The organism is Loigolactobacillus iwatensis, from assembly GCF_003950295.1.
GTDB lineage: Bacteria > Bacillota > Bacilli > Lactobacillales > Lactobacillaceae > Loigolactobacillus > Loigolactobacillus iwatensis.
In genome coordinates, this window is record NZ_RHNP01000049.1 from 1 (window position 1) to 19274 (window position 19274).

Sequence of the window (19274 nt, forward strand, 5' to 3'; positions counted from 1 at the left end):
ATAAAAAAACAGCATTAGAAGTTGCCTAACTTCTAACGCTGTAAAATTGGCTATCAACAGGATTTGACAGAGAGCCAGTCTTTACTGCCACTGCTTTAAAATTCTAATTGACTGTTCTAGATAATTTCTGCTAGAAAATAATAACTGGTGTATCTAAAGCAACATCAGCGTAAACTTTTGCCATCGTTGTTGGTGGTGTATTAATACAGCCGTGGGAACCGTGTGTTTTGTACCAATCGCCACCAAATGTTGGTTGCCACGAGGCATCATGGATACCGACACCAGTATAGTCAACTGGCATCCAGTAACTAACGGCCGAAGAGTAAGCTGAGCCGTTGTCATTTTTACCGGTCAACTTAGTATTACGTTGCTTGTTCCAAACAAAGTAAACACCAGATGGCGTGTCTTGACCAGGCTTACCAGTGACAACATCAGTATCTAATACCGATTTACCGTTTTTATAAACCCACATGTGTTGCGCGGATTTATCAACTTCAACGTAAGTATTACCGATGCCATCCTTACCGTAACCAATCCCAACCGTCACAGGTTCACGGGTGAAATCTTTTTCTTTTAAAACTTCACTGGCTAGGGCCGCGGACTCACTGCTGGTCTTAATACTCCAGCCATAGTTACCAGCGGGCACTTTTACTTTGCCTTGCTTGGTACTATTGAATTCGATTGATTTAATGTAAGTGGCATAGCGATTATTTAGTCCAACCACATATTGTTTAACTTTAGCGGTATCTACAGCGACTTTCCCGTTGTTATAAGTTTCCCAATCGTAGATCGTTGCTGCTGGAACTTGAAGTGTTTTACCATTAATTTTATAAGTAATCTTTTCTGCGTGGATCTTTTCCAATTTGGTCTTTGCAGTCTTTAATTGGGCCGCCGAACCAGTAACGGCCGGTTTGGTGTAATCATTCTTAAGTTGCACCGTTGTATTGCCGCTAGTCAAACTAGATTTAATACTTGCCTTTAATTTGGCGCTAGCTAGTTGATTACCATAAACGGCCTTAGTAACAACAAAGCCATTGTTGCGTTTAGCAACGGTCGCATCTTGACTCGCCTTGCGCCCCTTGTTTAACTGTTCGTTAGTTGTATTAAAGAATTGGTTAAAAGTCTGATTATTTAAATCCAGACTTTGTTCAGCACTGACGTTACCACCAGTGAGGAGGTGTAGTGGCCACAGCCAAGGATTTTGGCTAGCCTGTAAAGTTGTTAAACTTTCCTTGAAATTTGGTGTTACACCAGCGTCCTTGCCTTTAAATGATCCAACTTTTTTAGTACCATCCATAAACGTAAAACTTTGATTATGAAAATGTTCTTTAAGTGCTGTGTTAGCCTGCGTTGTTGTTTTACCGCCAATACTTAACCCAGCGACACTAGTTCGCGGTAGAAAAGTATTGCGGTATTGCATTCCCTTGACAATATAAATGCCAAGTAAAATAACGACAACTAAGCTCACCGCTAAAATGCGGTTACGATTTTTCATGTGGTCGTCCCCCCTATGATAGTGACCAGTAACTTTCCCTATTCTACCCAAAAAGGGAAGGAAAGAAAAGACAGTTGACCTTAATTTTTAGTAACGATCGCTTTAAACATCGAAAAAAGTACCGTTCTTTTGATGTTTAAGCGGCCATTTGAAGGTGGACCAAAGTAATTTACGCAAGAAAAAGAAGCTTAGGTATAGGCCTAAGCTTCTTACGGATTGAATAGTTAATTATTGACGTGATTCAATGCCGTTTTCTTTGAAGGCTTTGTCAGCAATTTCTTTAAGTGCTGCACCTGACTTAGTCATTTCGCTTGCTTCACGATCGGATAAAGGTAATTCGATGATCTGTTGTAAACCATTCCGGTTGATGACGGCTGGTGTCCCAATATAAAGGTCATGCAGGCCATATTCGCCGTCCATATAAACGGATAACGGTAAAATAGTATTTTCATCATCGAAAATTGCCTTAGTGATACGAGCTAAAGCGGCACCAATCCCGTAGTTAGTTGCACCTTTTTTATTGATAATATCATAGGCTGCATCGCGAACACTAACGAAGATTTCATCCAATTTCTTTTGGGTGACTTCGGGATGTTTTTCCATCCATTCGTGCATTTGTAGGCCACCAAAGCTTAAATGAGACCAAACGGCAAATTCAGAATCACCATGTTCACCCATAATATAACCGTGGACGCTGCGAGGTTCAACGCCGACCAATTCGCTGACGGCCACGCGTAAACGAGCAGTGTCTAACGAAGTACCGGAGCCAATAACACGTTCCTTAGGGAAACCAGAAAGCTTCCAAGTAGCGTAGGTGAGAATATCAACTGGATTAGCAGCGACTAAGAAGATACCGTCAAAACCAGATTCAACAACGGGATCAACAATTGACTTCAAAATCTTTAGGTTCTTGCTGACAAGATCTAAACGAGTTTCACCAGGTTTTTGTGGCGCGCCAGCAGTGATCACAACAAGATCAGCATCCTTCGCATCGGCGTAGCTACCTGAATAGATATTCTTAGGTGAATTCCAAGGTAACGCGTGGGATAAGCCAACGGCGTCTCCCTCAGTCTTTTCCTTAGCAATATCAACGATTGCAACTTCTTGTGCGATGCCTTGGGTTAATAAAGCAAATGCGTAACTAGAACCAACAGCGCCGTCACCGACAAGAAGAACTTTTTGATGTTTAAATGTTGCCACGATAAAATCATCCTTTCGTATGCAGAAAAATTTTTATTACATTAGTTATATTAACACAAATGTAAGCGCTTTGTCTTTGAAAAAATATTAAGGAATAATTTTGTTGGCGGGGAAAATTTACGGACTATGCTATAATAGTCCGGGATAAATAACTGAAGTTAAAAATGACGTGGTGCGTTTTAGGTTTACGTACCTTTTTCGTGTCTAATGAGGTCATTTAAGGCCGTGCTTTTAGGGCATGGTTTTTGACGAATACCAAGTGGGCGTTTTGCGCCAATAAGTTTTTACGGTAACACAAAATGGAGATTATAAGATTGAGAAGGAGTAGAACTAATGAAAATGATTGTTGGTCTGGGAAATCCAGGCAAAAAGTATGCAGGAACAAAACATAACGTTGGCTTTATGACAATTGATTCAATTGCTAAGGCACACGGCGTCACTTTAAATAAAAATGAATTTGAGGCCAATTACGGTACTTTCTTTTTAAATGGTGAAAAGGTGTTTTTGGTCAAGCCGCAAACTTACATGAATGATTCGGGACGGGCAGTTAAGCCGCTAATGACTTATTATCAAGTGCAATTGGATGAACTACTGGTTATTTATGATGATATGGATTTGCCGGCTGGAAAAATTCGGTTACGGCAACATGGTTCCGCCGGTGGTCATAACGGGATTAAGAGCATGATCAGCTATTTGAGAACAAGCAATTTCAATCGAATTCGAATTGGAACGGATCATCCAGGACGGGGAACAGTTGTGGATTGGGTACTAACGCCATTTGCCAAGACTGTTCGGCCTTTAATTGATGAAAGTATTGAAAAAGCGAGTGAGGCAGTCGATAGTTGGACGGCCGAACCAGATTTTATGCAAATCATGAATCAATACAACCGGAAAGGATAGTTACTGTTTATGGATTTAACGGAACTTCTATTACAAGCACCAACCTTTCGTAATTGGTTGGGCCAAATTAAGCCCGATAGTCGGCAGTTAGTTACCGGACTACAGGATTCTGCAAGAACCTTGGTCTTGGCGGGTTTAGTGCGGGCAAAAATGCAACCATTGTTGGTTGTGACAAACAGTTCTTATAATGCCAGTCAATTGGTTGATGATTTAACCAATCTATTACCAGATGAATCCGTTCAATTATTCCCAGTTGATGAAGTGATGGCCGCCCAAGTTGCAACGAGTTCACCGGAATACCGCAGTGAACGTGTTCAAGCGCTGAACTTTTTGGCCCAGGGTAAGGCAGGAATTGTGGTAACTTCTCTTTCAGGAATGCGGCAGTACTTGCCTCCCGTTGCAGTTTGGCAACAAAGTGCAATTCCAGTCAAAGTTGGTGGCGAAATTGATTTAGAAAAATTGCGGGCGCAACTTGTTGCTACCGGCTATACCAGAGAACAATTGGTCGGTAAGCCTGGCGAGTTTGCCATGCGTGGTGATATTATTGATGTTTATCCGTTAAATGCTGAAAATCCTGTTCGAATTGATTTATTTGATACTGAAGTTGATTCATTGCGGTACTTTGAGGCCAGCACGCAGCGCAGCTTGGAGAACATCGAGCAATTTACGATTTTACCGGCAACTGATTTTGTTGCGCCAGCAGCGTTATTGAAAAAGGCTGCTCCAAAATTGAAGAAGGCCTATCAGGCTGAGCTGGCAACAATAAAGGATAGCACCGAGCAGCAAGAATTGGCGACTAACTTTGCGTCCGTTTTGACTGCCTTTGAAAAGGGAAATCTAACTGAAGATCTGAATCGTTACCGTGATTTGATTTATGGCCAGAAGACAACTCTAGCTGATTATTTGGTTGCGGAGGGTTACTTGATTTTAGATGATTATCCACGAATGGCAGAAACGGAGAAAAATTTAGCGGCCGATACGGCCCAGTGGTTTACCGAGGAATTAAGTCAACACCGGGTTTTGCACACGCAGACGTTTGGTAATGAGTTGGCCAGTTTGCTGCGGAAAAGTCACCACACGCACATTTATTTTTCATTATTTCAAAAAGGAATGGGCAATTTACGCTTAGATCATATTTTTGACGTTCAAAATCGGAATATGCAGCAATTTTTTGGCCAAATGCCGTTATTCAAAGCAGAGGTAGATCGGTGGCAGACTGAAAAACGGACGGTTGTTGTCATGGTCGGTGATGACGAACGGCGGGAACGGGTGAGTCAGACTTTATGCGATTTTAAAATTAAAGCAGTTTTGACCCAGCCCGATCAGTTAGAAGTCGGTATTGTCCAAATTGTGGCCGCAACTTTACAAAATGGTTTTGAATTGGCAGAGGCCAACCTAGCGATTGTGACGGAAAAAGAGTTATTTAATCAGGTTGTCAAAAAGCGCGTTCGCCGCCAAACGTTGGCCAACGCAGAGCGAATCAAGAGTTATAACGAACTAAATCCTGGCGATTACGTTGTTCACGTTAATCACGGAATTGGTAAGTATGTTGGCATGCAAACGTTGGAAGTTGACGGAGCGCATCAAGACTACATTACGGTGCTATACCAGGACAACGCGAAGATCTTTATTCCGGTAACACAACTGAATTTAATTCAAAAATACGTTTCCGCTGAAGGAAAAACACCACGAATCAATAAACTTGGTGGTGGCGAGTGGGCTAAGACTAAGCGGCGAGTTTCTGAAAAGATTGAGGATATTGCCGATGAGTTAATCGCACTTTACGCTAAACGGGAGGCCGAACAAGGGTACGCCTTTTCACGGGACAATCCCTACCAAAAAGAGTTCGAAGATGCTTTTCCTTATACTGAGACGGATGATCAGTTGCGAAGTGTTGCCGAAATTAAGCATGATATGGAACGAACTAAACCAATGGATCGTTTGTTGGTTGGGGATGTCGGTTTTGGTAAGACTGAAGTTGCAATTCGCACTATTTTTAAGGCGATTCAAGATGGTAAGCAGGCCGCTTTTCTGGTACCAACAACCATTTTGGCGCAGCAGCACTACAATACGATGCTGGAACGATTTAGCAATTTTCCGGTTCAAGTAGAATTGATGTCGCGTTTTCGAACGCGTAAACAAATTAACGCTACTTTAGCGAACATTAAAAGTGGTCAGGCTGACGTTGTTGTCGGTACCCACCGTATTTTATCGAAGGACGTTGAATTCAAAGACCTGGGCCTGTTAATTGTCGATGAGGAGCAGCGCTTTGGCGTTAAGGCTAAGGAACGTTTAAAAGAAATGCGTGCCTCCGTTGATGTATTGACCATGACGGCAACTCCAATTCCGCGAACCTTGAACATGTCAATGGTAGGCGTCCGTGATCTGTCGGTTATTGAAACACCACCCGCTAATCGCTACCCGGTCCAAACTTACGTCATGGAACAAAATGCCGGGGCAATCCGGGAGGGGATTCAACGGGAGATTGATCGCGGCGGCCAAGTCTTTTACTTGCACAATCGTGTTGAGGACATTGAACGAACCGTTGCGAATATTCAGGCCTTAGTGCCTAATGCGACCATTACCTATGCCCACGGCAAAATGACGGAAACCCAATTGGAAAACACGTTGTATGAATTTGTTCACGGTGGCTATGATGTTTTGGTCACCACAACCATCATTGAAAATGGGGTTGATATGCCTAATGTGAACACGTTATTTGTTGAAAATGCCGATCACATGGGATTAGCACAGCTTTATCAGTTACGTGGTCGAGTTGGTCGAAGTAGCCGGGTTGGTTACGCCTATTTTATGTATAAACAGGATAAGGTGTTGACCGAATTAAGTGAAAAACGGTTGGCTGCAATCAAAGATTTTACCGAGCTTGGTTCTGGGTTTAAGATCGCCATGCGTGATCTTTCAATTCGTGGTGCTGGTAACTTATTGGGCAAACAGCAACATGGGTTTATCGATTCAGTTGGGTACGACCTTTATTCACAGATGCTATCTGAAGCAGTTGCTAAGAAACGCGGTGAAAAGCAAACCGTTAAGACTGATTCCGAAATTGATCTGAAGGTTGAGGCTTACTTGCCGGGTACTTACATTGAAGATGAACGCCAAAAGATAGAAATTTATAAGCGCGTTCGGGAAATGGCCAATCAGGATGATCTTCAAGAATTGGAATCTGATTTAATTGACCGCTTTGGTGATTACCCAATTGAGGTCACTAATCTCTTAAACGTGGGCGCACTGAAATTAAATGCCGATCGTGCGCTGGTTGAACGTGTTCGCCAAGTTGACGATCAAATTAAAGTTACTTTGTCACCAAAGGGTAGCCAAAAGATTAAGCCAGAAGATGTTTTCAAAGCCTTAGCGGCAACCAAATTGCGGGCGACAGTTAAAATGACGGATGGCAAACTAGTGATTACGTTAATTATTCAGCCAAGAATGCAGCAAAAGGATTGGATGAAAGAGTTAAACCAATTTTTAGAAGGGCTGGCGGTTTTCACTCAAGAAGAAACAAAGGTTGAAAGTGAATGAAAAATCAGCAAATGAAGCACGTTATGCGTGGTGCATTAATCTTGTCTGCGGCTTCGCTGATTGCTAAAATCTTAAGCGCAATTTACCGGGTTCCTTTCCAAAACTTGGTAGGTAACACTGGCTTTTACGTTTATCAACAGATTTATCCGATTTATGGTATTGGGATGACGTTTGCCTTATCAGGGCTGCCGGTCTTTATTTCAAAATTAGTTGCGGAACAAAAGACACCACTAGCCAGGCGGCAAGTATTAAAACAGAGTCGACTGCTTTTGCTAGGACTGTCCGTTGTTATTTTCTTAGGGTTACAGTTGGGTGCCGGAAAAATTGCGGTGGCAATGGGGGATGGCCAATTAAGGCCACTTATTTTAACCGTTTCGTTTATGTTTCTCGCCATGCCTTATTTGGCTGTTAGCCGAGGCTATTTTCAGGGGACATTTGAAATGGTACCAACGGCTATTTCTCAAGTCGCCGAACAGCTCGTGCGCGTTGGTGTTATCCTAATTGCCGCCTATTTAGCCGTTAAGCAAGGCTGGTCAGTTTATAAAATGGGCAGTTGGGCAATGAGCGGGGCGCTTTTTGGTGCATTAGCGGCAGCAAGCGTTTTGGCCTATTTTATTCGGCGGCAACAAACAAAATTAACCGGGCCCAATGCCACTATTTCTTACCGTTATTTGCTGAAACGTTTTTTGTTAGAAGGTGGCTCGATCTGTTTATTTTCGGCCATGATCATATTGCTGCAGTTGGTCGACTCCTTTACCGTTAAAAACGGACTTGTTGCTAGCGGTGTTAGTCAAGGACTGGCCAAAAGTTTAAAGGGTGTTTACGATCGGGGGCAGCCATTAGTTCAACTTGGTCTCGTTGTGGCGACCTCGTTTTCTTCAACGTTGTTACCAAGCTTAACGAAGGCGCGTCAGCAACGACAAATAACTAGTTTTTACCGAACGGCCAGCACGATGATTCATTTGAGCTTTGCGTTATCGGTTGCGGCAACAGCAGGTTTAATTGCGCTAATTCCCGGTATTAATCGACTATTATTTGGGAGTACCCAAGGGGATCTTGCAATCGGTTTATACCTACTCAGTATTATTTTTGTTGCCCTAATCAGTACCTATAATAGTGTTCTTCAGAGTCAAGATCAGTACCACCTAACGACAATTGCACTTTTTCTTGGTGTAATTGTAAAAGTACTGTTGAATCGTTGGGCGACGTTTAGATGGGGAATCACTGGTGCAAGTGCCGTGACGGTTATGGCGTTAGTGGTGACATTTTGTTTAATTTGGTGGCAATCAGATTATCAATTACGCCGTGCTTTAGTTGCCCGGCAGTTTATGTTTAAACTAGTAGCAATCTGTTTTGTGATGATGTTGGTCATTGGTCCAAGCACAAGGTGGGTGATCAACGAATTGGCTGCTGGGCGTTTACTGACGGGCTTACTAACACTGCTAGCTGTTTTGATTGGCGGTATTATTTTCGTTTTGTTAGCAACTGTCGGTCACTTATTTAGTATTCGTGAGTGGCTTGCGTTACCATTAGGAAGACGGTATTTAAAATTCTTAAGTCGGAAATAAATTAAGAAATGAGGAAAGATTATGCGCTTAGATAAATTTTTGAAAGTTTCGCGAATTATTAAGCGGCGAACGGTAGCTAAAGATATCGCCGATCAAGGACGAATTAAAGTTAATGATAAGGTTGCTAAATCATCCACTGATGTTTTAGTGGGGGATGTTTTAACCATTAAGTTTGGAAACAAAACGTTGACGGTTAAAGTAAAGCAATTGCTGGATACAACCAAAAAGGATGCGGCCGAGGAGCTTTACGAGACGGTGTCAGAAACATTTGAAAAAATTTATTAAAATCGAATAATCCATGGACAGCCCAAACAAAGCTTGTTATACTTTCAGTATAATTACGCGCTTTTGTTAGGGCTTTTTTATTGGGAAATAGTTAAAAAGCCACTTGAATTTTAACTATTAACAAACTGGGCTTTAACATTAATTTTCCGGAATATTTTACAAGATTAGGTGTGAAACAGCTTTAAGTTTTAACGATGACTTTTTAGAAAGAAGGACTGGGTATGCTACAATCTAGACGACCAATTGCAGATAATGTTAATCCATACCAAAAGTTGGCTGGTGCTAGACAACAAAAGGCGGCGTACTTGGAACACGTAAAAAAAGTACATAAACGACGGATTACGTTGTTATTAGGCTTGTTGGTTGTTATTTTAGCGGTTTGTGGCTTTCAAATTTATCAGGCTAATCAAACGTTGGCGCAGACAAATCACCAAGTAGCACAGCAGTCCACAAAGTTAAAGCAAGTTAAAACAAATAAGGCAGATTTAAAATTACAAGTCAAGCAGTTGCAAAATAATGATTATTTACAGAAGGTCATTCGCCAAAAATATTATTATTCAAAAGGAAACGAAACAATTTACAGTTTACCGACTGATAAAGCGGCAACGATCCCGGGAAAATAGTTTGTTAAGAGGTTGACGCTTGCACTGTTGCTGACCTATGCTATACTTATAGCTACATGATCTAAGGAGGAAAAACTTTTTTATGGCAATTGAAGTCGGAGCTAAAGTTTCTGGTAAAGTTTCTGGGATAACGAATTTCGGGGCCTTTGTTGATTTGGGTGACCACAAAACTGGGTTAGTTCATATCAGTGAGATTTCTGATAGTTATGTCAAAGATATTCATGATGTGTTATCTGTCGGTGATGAGGTAACGGTTAAAGTTATGTCGGTTGGTGATGACGGCAAGATCGGGCTTTCAATTCGACATGCAGTTGATAAGCCAGCGACAGAACGTCGTCCAGAACATAATCATGAAAATCATCATAATGCGAATCATTCAGGTTCCAATGGTCGTTCTCAGAGCCACGGTAACAGTGGTGGTGGCCGAAAACATTTCCAAGAAAACAAGAAAGAAGACTTTGACGATTTATTGTCAAACTTCCTTAAAGACAGTGAGTCACGTTTAACTGACTTAAAACGAAATACTGAAGGTAAACGCGGTGGTCGTGGTGGCCGGCGCAGTTAATTCTTAAAAATGTGAGTGGATCAAGAAACTCTGTGTACTTAGACAACGAGTCTTAGGGCTCGGTTAGTGATTATGAGATCACTAATACTAATGACCAGTGTTTTTGATCCACTATTTTAGTTGTAGAAGAAGTCCGGTTTCTAAAGTGGCCAAATTTTGGGCTAAGAAGGTGGGCTGGATTGTGTTTGGAAAATAGTGTTTATCTGACTAATTTAGGATAAACGTGTTTGAAAAAGCAGCTTCCTGTGCTTAGTTACGATCGCCAAATCATCTGTTTCACAGATAATTCGTCAATCTAGACTTCGATTCGGACTTCGATTCGGACTTCGTTTTATCCTAGTCCGATCGACATCGTTAGTAATCCTCGGAAGCTAACCGCTTTTTCCAACACTCTTATAAATGTAGGAGGTAGATCGTGGAACGACGCTTTCAGCAGCACGTTCAAACAAATCATTTTTGGTCGGCAGGTCAACGTGTTTTAGTGGCAGTGTCGACTGGGGCCGATTCAATGGTCTTATTAACACTACTACAGCGCTTACCGTTAAATTTGCGACCAAAAATTGGTGTTGTACATGTTAATCATCAATTACGGCAACAAAGTGAGCAAGAAGAAGTATTTTTAACTGATTATTGTCAAAGACAGCAATTACCACTTTTTAAAACGCATTGGGTAGACCATCCGCTGACGGGAGTTGAGCAAGCGGCAAGGCAGTTTCGTTATCGCTTCTTCGCAGATATTATGCAGCAACACCACTATTCGGTCTTATTAACGGCACACCATGGTGACGATGAATTGGAAACAATTTTAATGAACTTGGTTCGCGGTGGTGATATTCAAACGATGACCGGGATAAGAAGTCAACGTACTTTTGCCAGCGGAAAGCTAATGCGGCCGCTACTTGTTTTTTCAAAACAAGAGTTAAGAGATTATGCGGATCGGCAACAAATCAAATATTTTGATGACGTGACGAATAATGATTTGACCTTTATGCGTAATCAAATTCGTCATCAAATTGTGCCCGTTTTAAAGCAAGATAATCGGCAAGTGTTGGCGCACGCAGTTGCGTTTTCGGAGCGCCTGCAGCGTTTGCTCCGAGTGACGCAACAATTTACCGATGAACAATTGCAACGAATTGGCCAGTTCAGTGTAGTTGGCTTCCAGGGTAAGGTAAGCGCCTTTAAATCTTTTTCAACTGATCAGCAGGTATTGTTATTAGATCGAATTGTTGAGCGTTGCTTGATTCAGCGAGGGGTCACTGTTAATGAGGGTCAAAAGCAGCAATTATTACGGGCAATTTCATCGGTTACTAACCCCCAGACCCAGATTGACTTGGCCAATTCATGGCAGTTTGAAAGAAGCTATGATTTATTCGGATTAAGGCTGAGGCAGACGGCGAAAGTACCTGAATCGGCGGTGTACCAATTGTCCGTGGGTCAGTGGCAGCAAGTTGATCGGCAGCAGCTTGGACTAGTAACGGAACAAGCAGCTTTGAAACCCGGTGATGATGTATTATCGGTTTATCTGGCACCAACGGAATTACCGTTAATTGTGCGTCACCGGCAACCAGGTGATCAATTAGCTATAAAAACTGGTCACCAGTCGGTTAAACGACTATTGATTAATGAAAAAGTTCCAAGTGAAAAACGGGAACGACTTTGGTTCGTCACAACGGCTCAAAATAAAGGGTTATGGCTATTAAATTTAAAAAAATCACAATTGTTTAATCAAATACAAACTGATAAAATACATTACAGACTTGTATTGAGAAATATTTGAGAGGAGTTCGTTTATGCATCAAGATATTGAGCAGGTGTTATACGATCAAAAAGCACTTACTGAAGTCACTAAATCCCTTGGCGCACAATTGACGGTTGATTACGCCGGCAAGAATCCCCTAGTTGTCTGTGTTTTAAAGGGTGCCATTTTGTTTATGGCTGATCTAGTTCGCCAAATTGATACTCACGTTGAGCTTGATTTTATGGATGTTTCAAGTTACGGTGGCGCAACAGTTTCTTCAGGTGAAGTTAAAATCGTTAAGGATTTAGACACAAGTGTTGAAAACCGTGACGTTTTAATTGTTGAGGATATTGTGGATACTGGGCGAACGTTGAATTACATCGCTGATCTGTTTAAGTATCGCAAAGCAAGATCGGTTAAAATTTGTACGTTATTGGACAAGCCAGAAACACGAGTTGTACCAGTGCACGTTGATTATTCTGGTTTTAAAGTACCCAATGCATTCTTAGTTGGATACGGCTTAGATTACGCCGAACACTACCGTAACCTGCCGTATATCGGCATTTTAAAATCTTCCGTTTATCAGACGAAATAATGGTCAATGAAAGTCAGTTATGCTATTATCAATTAGTAAATGATATGACAAGTTATCATTTCTATAAAAAGAAAACGGGAACGGAGGTCACATATGAATAATAAGAAAAATGGGCTTTTTCGTAACAGTCTATTTTACATTGTTATCTTCCTCGCGTTGATGGGTGTTATCTATTTCTTTACGAATGGACAGTCCAACACGCAATCAAAGGAAATTCAATCTAGTGCGTTTGTCACTCAGTTAAAAGATAACAAGATTAAAAACTTTAGTGTTCAGCCAAATAACGGGGTCTATAAGATTACCGGTGAATACCGTAAAGCACAAAAGTCGAAGTCGACTGGCGGTGGTTTTGGCCTTGTTCCTAGTTCCAGTTCCAGCGTTAAGAGCTTCACAACAACTATGCTTGATAGTGATTCTCAAGTATCACAAATGACGCAGGCTGCTTCTAAAAACAATGTCACTATGAATACTAAAGCGGAAGAATCCAGCGGCTTTTGGGTTCAGATGTTACTATATGCCTTACCAATTGTAATGTTCATCTTCTTCTTCTATATGATGATGAGCCAATCAGGTCAAGGTGGCGGTGGCAACAATCGAGTTATGAATTTTGGGAAGTCCAAGGTAAAACCAGCTGATAAAAAAGCTAACAAAGTACGTTTTTCTGACGTCGCAGGTGCGGAAGAAGAAAAGCAGGAATTAGTTGAGGTTGTTGAATTCTTGAAAGATCCGCGGAAGTTTGTTTCCTTAGGGGCGCGAATTCCGGCGGGGGTACTTTTAGAGGGACCGCCTGGTACTGGTAAAACTTTACTTGCCAAAGCTGTTGCCGGTGAAGCTGGCGTCCCATTCTTCTCAATTTCAGGTTCTGACTTCGTTGAAATGTTCGTCGGTGTTGGTGCTAGCCGTGTTCGTGATTTATTTGAACAGGCTAAGAAAAATGCACCCGCAATCATCTTTATTGATGAAATTGATGCCGTAGGTCGCCAACGTGGCAGTGGTGTCGGTGGTGGACACGATGAACGTGAACAAACATTGAACCAGTTATTGGTTGAATTAGATGGTTTTACAGGTAATGAAGGTGTCATTGTAATTGCCGCAACTAACCGTTCTGATGTTTTGGATCCAGCTTTACTTCGTCCAGGCCGTTTTGACCGGAAGATCTTAGTTGGTAGTCCTGACGTTAAGGGTCGTGAGGCAATCTTAAAGGTTCATGCTAAAAACAAGCCGTTTGCTGACGATGTCGATCTAAAGGTAGTTGCTCAGCAAACACCAGGTTTCGTGGGTGCCGATCTAGAAAATGTGCTTAATGAAGCTGCTTTAGTTGCTGCGCGTCGTGGTAAACAAAAGATTGATGCTTCTGATGTTGATGAAGCAGAGGACCGCGTTATTGCCGGACCGGCTAAACGTGATCGGGTTATCAGTCCTAAAGAGCGTAACATGGTTGCTTTCCATGAAGCAGGTCATACAGTTGTTGGTATGGTGCTCAGTGATTCACGAACTGTTCGTAAAGTTACGATTGTTCCCCGTGGGCGTGCAGGTGGCTATGCTATTATGTTGCCACGGGAAGATCAATTCTTGATGACTAAGAAAGAATTGAACGAACAACTTGTCGGTTTACTTGGTGGTCGAGCGGCCGAAGAAATTATCTTTGGTACGCAATCAACTGGCGCCTCTAATGACTTTGAACAGGCAACGTCTCTCGCTCGTTCAATGGTTACTCAGTACGGGATGAGCTCTAAATTGGGTAATATTCAGTACGAGGGTCGTGCAATGCAGCAACAAGAATTTGGTGTACGGCCATATTCTGAAGCAACTGCAACCGCCATTGATGATGAGGTTCGGCGAATTATGAACGAAGCACATCAACGTGCTTACGACATTATTCAATCTCATCGTGCACAGCATAAGTTAATTGCTGAAAGTTTGCTCAAGTACGAAACACTTGATGAAAAGCAAATCATGAGCCTATTTAAAGATGGTGTTATGCCAAATAAGGGTGGCTCCAGCGAATTTCCTAGTGAGAAAGCAGCAACCTTTGAAGAATCCAAGAAAGAATTGGAACGACAAGATGCTGAAAAACAAGCTGAGGAAAAGAAAAATGATCAAACGGATAATTCCGATGATACTAGTAAACCTGAGTCAGCTGGTCCTGAATCGGCCGATGCAGCACCAACTAGTGAAGCACCAAAAGATGATCAGCAAGATGATTAACTGATTTATAAAGAGTGGGACAAAAGGCAACTTACTTTCTGGCTAGATTTGCTAGCGGAAAAATGTCTTTTGGCGCACTCTTTTCTTATGTTACTGCGTTGTCATTTTGCAAGACAAGGATAAATCGAAATAAATAAATGGAGGAATTAAAGATGGCGGATTATTTAGTTAAGAGCCTAGCGTACAATGATACAGTTCGTGCTTACGCAGTTGATGCTAGTCAACTGGTCGCGGAGGCACAGCGGCGCCATGGTACCTGGAGTGCATCTTCGGCGGCACTTGGTCGAACGCTTATTGCAACACTTTTAATGAGTTCGGCGGGACTGCAAGGTTCTGAAAAAATGACAGTAAAAGTGATGGGTGACGGCCCAGTGGGTGCAATTGTTGCGGATGGTAACACTAATGGCACGGTCAAAGGCTACGCGAAGAATCCACACGTTCACCTGCCGTTGAACAAGAAGCACCATATCGATGTTGCTGGTGCGGTTGGTAAAAATGGGACGATTGCGGTGACTAAGGATATGGGGCTGGGTAAGCCGTTTACCGGGCAAACGCCAATTGTTTCAGGGGAGTTAGGTGATGATTTTACTTACTACATGGCTGCCTCTGAACAAATTCCCTCATCCATTGGGGTTTCTGTCTTTGTTAAACCGGATAATTCGATTGATGTGGCCGGTGGCTTTTTAATCGAAATGATGCCTGGTGCGACTGACGCAACTGCACAAGAGTTGGAGAAGAAAATAAAGGCGTTGCCATTGGTTTCGGATCTGTTACGTGCTGGAAAAACACCGGAAGCAATTTTAACCGATATTTTTGGCGATCAATTAAAAATCATTGAAAAACTGCCGGTTGCCTATAAATGTGACTGTTCAAAGGCCCGTTTTGGTAAATCGATTGCTGGTTTAAATCCGGATGAAATTCAAGCAATGATTGATGAGGACGGTGGCGCAGAGGCTGTGTGCCAATTTTGTGGTAATAAATATGAATTTTCAGTTGCCGAACTAAAAACGTTAAAAACGGCTGCTGAGGCAAAGAAGAATAACTAGAGACCAAAGTCAGAAGTGGGACAAAAGTCGGTTTTGGGTTTTCTGCGTAACGTAGGCCAATTCAATAACCGTACTGTGGGTATTGAATTAAGGCACGTAAACCCAGACTTTTGGCGCACGTTCTAGAGTGATTTTCGGAAACAATTAGAGGCTTGGACTTTTGTCCGGCCCCTTTTTATTAAAGATCTTAATTTGTTTGCGGTTGTTAAATTCTTTTAATGTAGCGGTAAGTTATTTTGAGCCGCATTTGAATTTGGGAATAGAATCAGGTTTAGATTAGCTATTTTAGACACTTCCAGCTGACTTCTTTTGTCAAATGAGCATTTGTGTTATTATACGTAAGATGTTTTAAACTCGAGTAGTTTTAAATAAGGTGGGAAATTTATGGAATGGAAAATTGGTAACGTCACAATTCCAAATCAAGTTGTTGTGGCACCAATGGCGGGCATAACGAACGCCGCTTTTCGTTTAACTTGTCGTGAATTTGGCGCTGGTTTGGTTGTCTGCGAAATGATTAGTGACCGTGGTATTATGCACCATAACGCAAAGACGATGAGCATGCTTTTTGTCGATCCCAACGAGCACCCGGTCAGTGTTCAGATATTTGGTGGTACTAAGGAAACTTTGGTTGCGGCCGCAGAATTTGTGGATCAACACACCACGGCTGATATTATTGATATTAATATGGGCTGTCCTGTGAACAAGGTTGTTAAGACTGATGCTGGCGCTAAATGGTTACTGGATCCCAATAAAGTATACGAAATGGTGGCTGCAGTAACGGCCGCCGTTAGCAAACCAGTAACGGTTAAGATGCGAACTGGTTGGGATGAGGATCATATTTTTGCCGTTGAAAATGCCGTTGCGGCCCAAAAAGCTGGTGCCTCAGCGCTGGCTATGCACGGCCGAACCCGCAAACAAATGTACACCGGGCACGCTGATTGGAATATTTTAAAGGATGTTCGGGATCATCTGACGATTCCATTTATGGGAAACGGTGATGTTCGAACGCCTGAGGATGCAAAACGAATGCTTGATGAGGTTGGTGCGACGGCAGTGATGATTGGTCGTGCTGCTCTAGGCAATCCTTGGATTCTTAAGCGAACAAATGAATATTTACGGGATGGTGTTTTACTACCAGAGCCTACACCAAGGGAAAAGATTCAAACGGCCAAACTCCATTTGGATCGGTTAGTTGAATTGAAAGGTGAAAAGATTGGCGTTCATGAATTTCGAACCTCTTCTGCCTACTATCTAAAGGGAATTCCCCGAGCGGCTAAAACTAAGGTCGCTGTTAATAAGGCCGAAACGGAACAAGAAGTAGATACTATTTTTGATGATTTCGTTGAAAAAGCAGAACAGCGTGAGGCAGAAAAGGCGGCTTATTTAAAAGCTAAGCAAGTGTAATCGTGAGTTTGCACTTGCTTTTTCATGACTAAATTGGCAAGATAAGTAATGAAGCATGTTGAATGGAGGAATTTTAATTGGCAAATAAGGGTCAAAAGCCAAATGAGATGAATGACCAATTACGCGTTCGCCGGCAGAAGATGCAAGAGCTACGTGATGAGGGCATTGATCCTTTTGGTCACCGTTTTGAACGTGATGCAATGACACAAGGATTGCACGATAAGTACGGTGAGACAACTAAAGAGCAGCTTGAAGAAGAAGAGCATGTTGTTACAATTGCGGGTCGAATGATGACTAAACGTGGTAAGGGTAAGGTTGGTTTTGCTGATTTTGCCGATCGCGATGGTCGAATTCAAGTTTACGTACGTAAAGACCAGGTCGGTGAAGAAAATTACCATATCTTTAAACGCTCTGATATTGGCGACATCATGGGAATTACCGGAAGTGTCATGAAAACTGATACTGGTGAATTAACTATTCGGGCTAATCACGTAACTTTTCTCACTAAAGCCCTACGTCCACTGCCTGATAAGTACCATGGTCTCCAAAACGTTGAGCAGAAGTACCGGCAGCGTTATTTGGATCTGATTTCAAACCGGGAAAGTTTTGATCGGTTCATGAAACGAAGTCACATTATTAGTGCTGTTCGTGAATACTTAGATCAACATGAGTTTACTGAAGTAGAAACACCTGTTTTACATACGCAAGCAGGGGGCGCTTCGGCACGACCATTTACGACGCACCATAATGCGTTGAACATTGATCTTTATTTGCGAATTGCGTTGGAACTTCATTTGAAGCGCCTAATTGTTGGTGGCATGGAGCGGGTCTACGAAATTGGACGTGTTTTCCGGAATGAAGGAATTGATACAAGACATAACCCTGAATTTACGATGTTAGAAACATATGCAGCCTACTGGGACTTAACTGATGTGATGGACGAAACAGAAGGCATCTTCCGTTTTGCTGCTCAAAAAGTAAATGGTTCTGGCCAAATAACGTATCAAGGTCAATCAATTGATCTTGATAAACCATTTAAACGAATTCACATGGTTGACGCCATTAAAGAACAGACTGGTGTTGATTTCTGGCCAAAGATGAGCGTTGCGGATGCACAAAAATTAGCTGATGAGCATCACGTGGAGTATCAAGAGTGGTGGACGGTTGGGCATATTATCAATGCTTTCTTTGAAACTTTTGTTGAAGAAACACTGACACAACCAACGTTCATTTATGGACATCCAATTGAAATTTCACCATTAGCTAAAAAGGATCCTAAAGATCCACGTTTTGTTGGTCGTTTTGAATTATTTATTCATGGTGGTGAGTACGCGAATGCCTTTACTGAATTAAATGATCCAATTGATCAACGTGAACGCTTTGAGGCGCAGGCCAAGGAACGCGAAGAAGGTAATGATGAGGCACATGGGATTGATGAAGATTACGTTGAGGCATTAGAGTATGGTATGCCGCCAACTGGTGGATTGGGTATCGGTATCGATCGCTTAGTAATGTTATTGACCGATGTTGATTCAATTCGTGATGTGTTGTTGTTCCCGACAATGCGACCTGAAAAAACTTTAACGGATGATGAATTATAGACAAAAGTCGGTTTTGAGTTCACTGCGTAACTATAGCTAATTCAATAACCGTACTATAGTTACTGAATTGAGGCACGTGAACTTAGACTTTTGGCGTACGTTCTAGAGTTATGATCAGAAACAGTAAGAGGCTTGGAAGTGAACCCCCAATATTAGATTTTAGTCTAATACCGGGGGTTCACTTCCAAGCCTCTTTTTATTTTGCCATTAATTAAGCAGTGGCCGAATGCAACTTAATAGAGGAAAATGGACCAAATAGAACGAATTTATATTAAAAAAGCGAACTTTTATGCATATTGAGAGACAATTGTTTGTGCTTTGAAATAGTCTTATTTTTTTAAATAAATATTGTTGACGAATACTAAAAAACTTGGTATAGTTATCCCTGTTGTCAAAACGACTGAGCAAGTTGCTTTGAACTTTTAAAAGAAGTTCTTGACAACAAATTAGATTCTTGCTAAACTATAAAAGTTGTCGCGTTAAGTAAACTTGAATATTGATTGAAT

Annotated in this window: 14 protein-coding genes; 12 read left to right on the plus strand and 2 right to left on the minus strand. The window is 41.8% G+C overall.

The annotated features are described in order from the left end of the window. Positions 1-130 precede the first annotated feature (130 nt). Positions 131-1495 carry a L,D-transpeptidase family protein gene (locus EKM98_RS10765; RefSeq protein ID WP_125982593.1) on the minus strand — a complete coding sequence of 455 codons (1365 nt, stop codon included), beginning with the start codon at positions 1493-1495 and terminating at the stop codon, positions 131-133. Between the two features lie 228 nt (positions 1496-1723). Beyond that, on the minus strand, positions 1724-2695 hold the full coding sequence (locus EKM98_RS10770) for an L-lactate dehydrogenase (RefSeq protein ID WP_125982594.1): 972 nt from the start codon (positions 2693-2695) through the stop codon (positions 1724-1726). A 333-nt stretch (positions 2696-3028) separates the two neighbouring features. Here EKM98_RS10770 and pth point away from each other — a divergent pair, with 333 nt between their 5' ends. The 12 genes from pth (at position 3029) to lysS (ending at position 18768) form a co-directional block, all read left to right on the plus strand. Beyond that, entirely contained in the window at positions 3029-3595 is a 567-nt protein-coding gene (gene pth, locus EKM98_RS10775) for an aminoacyl-tRNA hydrolase (RefSeq protein ID WP_125982595.1), read from the plus strand. Between the two features lie 9 nt (positions 3596-3604). Continuing rightward, entirely contained in the window at positions 3605-7135 is a 3531-nt protein-coding gene (mfd, locus tag EKM98_RS10780) for a transcription-repair coupling factor (RefSeq protein ID WP_125982596.1), read from the plus strand. Beyond that, positions 7132-8703, plus strand: coding sequence for a putative polysaccharide biosynthesis protein (locus EKM98_RS10785; protein WP_125982597.1), 1572 nt, complete (start codon positions 7132-7134; stop codon positions 8701-8703). Before mfd ends, EKM98_RS10785 begins: the two co-directional genes overlap by 4 nt. A 21-nt stretch (positions 8704-8724) precedes the next feature. Further along, positions 8725-8988 carry an RNA-binding S4 domain-containing protein gene (locus EKM98_RS10790; protein WP_068222740.1) on the plus strand — a complete coding sequence of 88 codons (264 nt, stop codon included), beginning with the start codon at positions 8725-8727 and terminating at the stop codon, positions 8986-8988. Positions 8989-9209: 221 nt separating this feature from the next. Then, complete coding sequence (locus tag EKM98_RS10795) at positions 9210-9611, plus strand: FtsB family cell division protein (RefSeq protein ID WP_125982598.1); 402 nt, start codon at positions 9210-9212, stop codon at positions 9609-9611. Positions 9612-9693: 82 nt separating this feature from the next. Further along, positions 9694-10176 carry a S1 domain-containing RNA-binding protein gene (locus EKM98_RS10800; protein WP_125982599.1) on the plus strand — a complete coding sequence of 161 codons (483 nt, stop codon included), beginning with the start codon at positions 9694-9696 and terminating at the stop codon, positions 10174-10176. A 415-nt stretch (positions 10177-10591) separates the two neighbouring features. Next, positions 10592-11953: a tRNA lysidine(34) synthetase TilS gene (gene tilS / locus EKM98_RS10805; RefSeq protein WP_225418571.1), complete on the plus strand. Its 1362-nt coding sequence runs from the start codon at positions 10592-10594 to the stop codon at positions 11951-11953. Between the two features lie 13 nt (positions 11954-11966). After that, positions 11967-12509, plus strand: a complete 543-nt coding sequence (hpt, locus tag EKM98_RS10810) for a hypoxanthine phosphoribosyltransferase (RefSeq protein ID WP_125982600.1) — start codon at positions 11967-11969, stop codon at positions 12507-12509. A 93-nt stretch (positions 12510-12602) separates the two neighbouring features. Beyond that, positions 12603-14717: an ATP-dependent zinc metalloprotease FtsH gene (gene ftsH / locus EKM98_RS10815; RefSeq protein WP_125982601.1), complete on the plus strand. Its 2115-nt coding sequence runs from the start codon at positions 12603-12605 to the stop codon at positions 14715-14717. Between the two features lie 152 nt (positions 14718-14869). Then, the gene (gene hslO / locus EKM98_RS10820) at positions 14870-15763 is read left to right on the plus strand and encodes an Hsp33 family molecular chaperone HslO (RefSeq protein WP_125982602.1); all 894 of its coding nucleotides are present in this window, start codon (positions 14870-14872) and stop codon (positions 15761-15763) included. Between the two features lie 384 nt (positions 15764-16147). After that, entirely contained in the window at positions 16148-17167 is a 1020-nt protein-coding gene (gene dusB / locus EKM98_RS10825) for a tRNA dihydrouridine synthase DusB (protein WP_125982603.1), read from the plus strand. 107 nt (positions 17168-17274) lie between these two features. Next, positions 17275-18768, plus strand: coding sequence for a lysine--tRNA ligase (lysS, locus tag EKM98_RS10830; RefSeq protein WP_164512704.1), 1494 nt, complete (start codon positions 17275-17277; stop codon positions 18766-18768). Positions 18769-19274 lie beyond the last annotated feature (506 nt).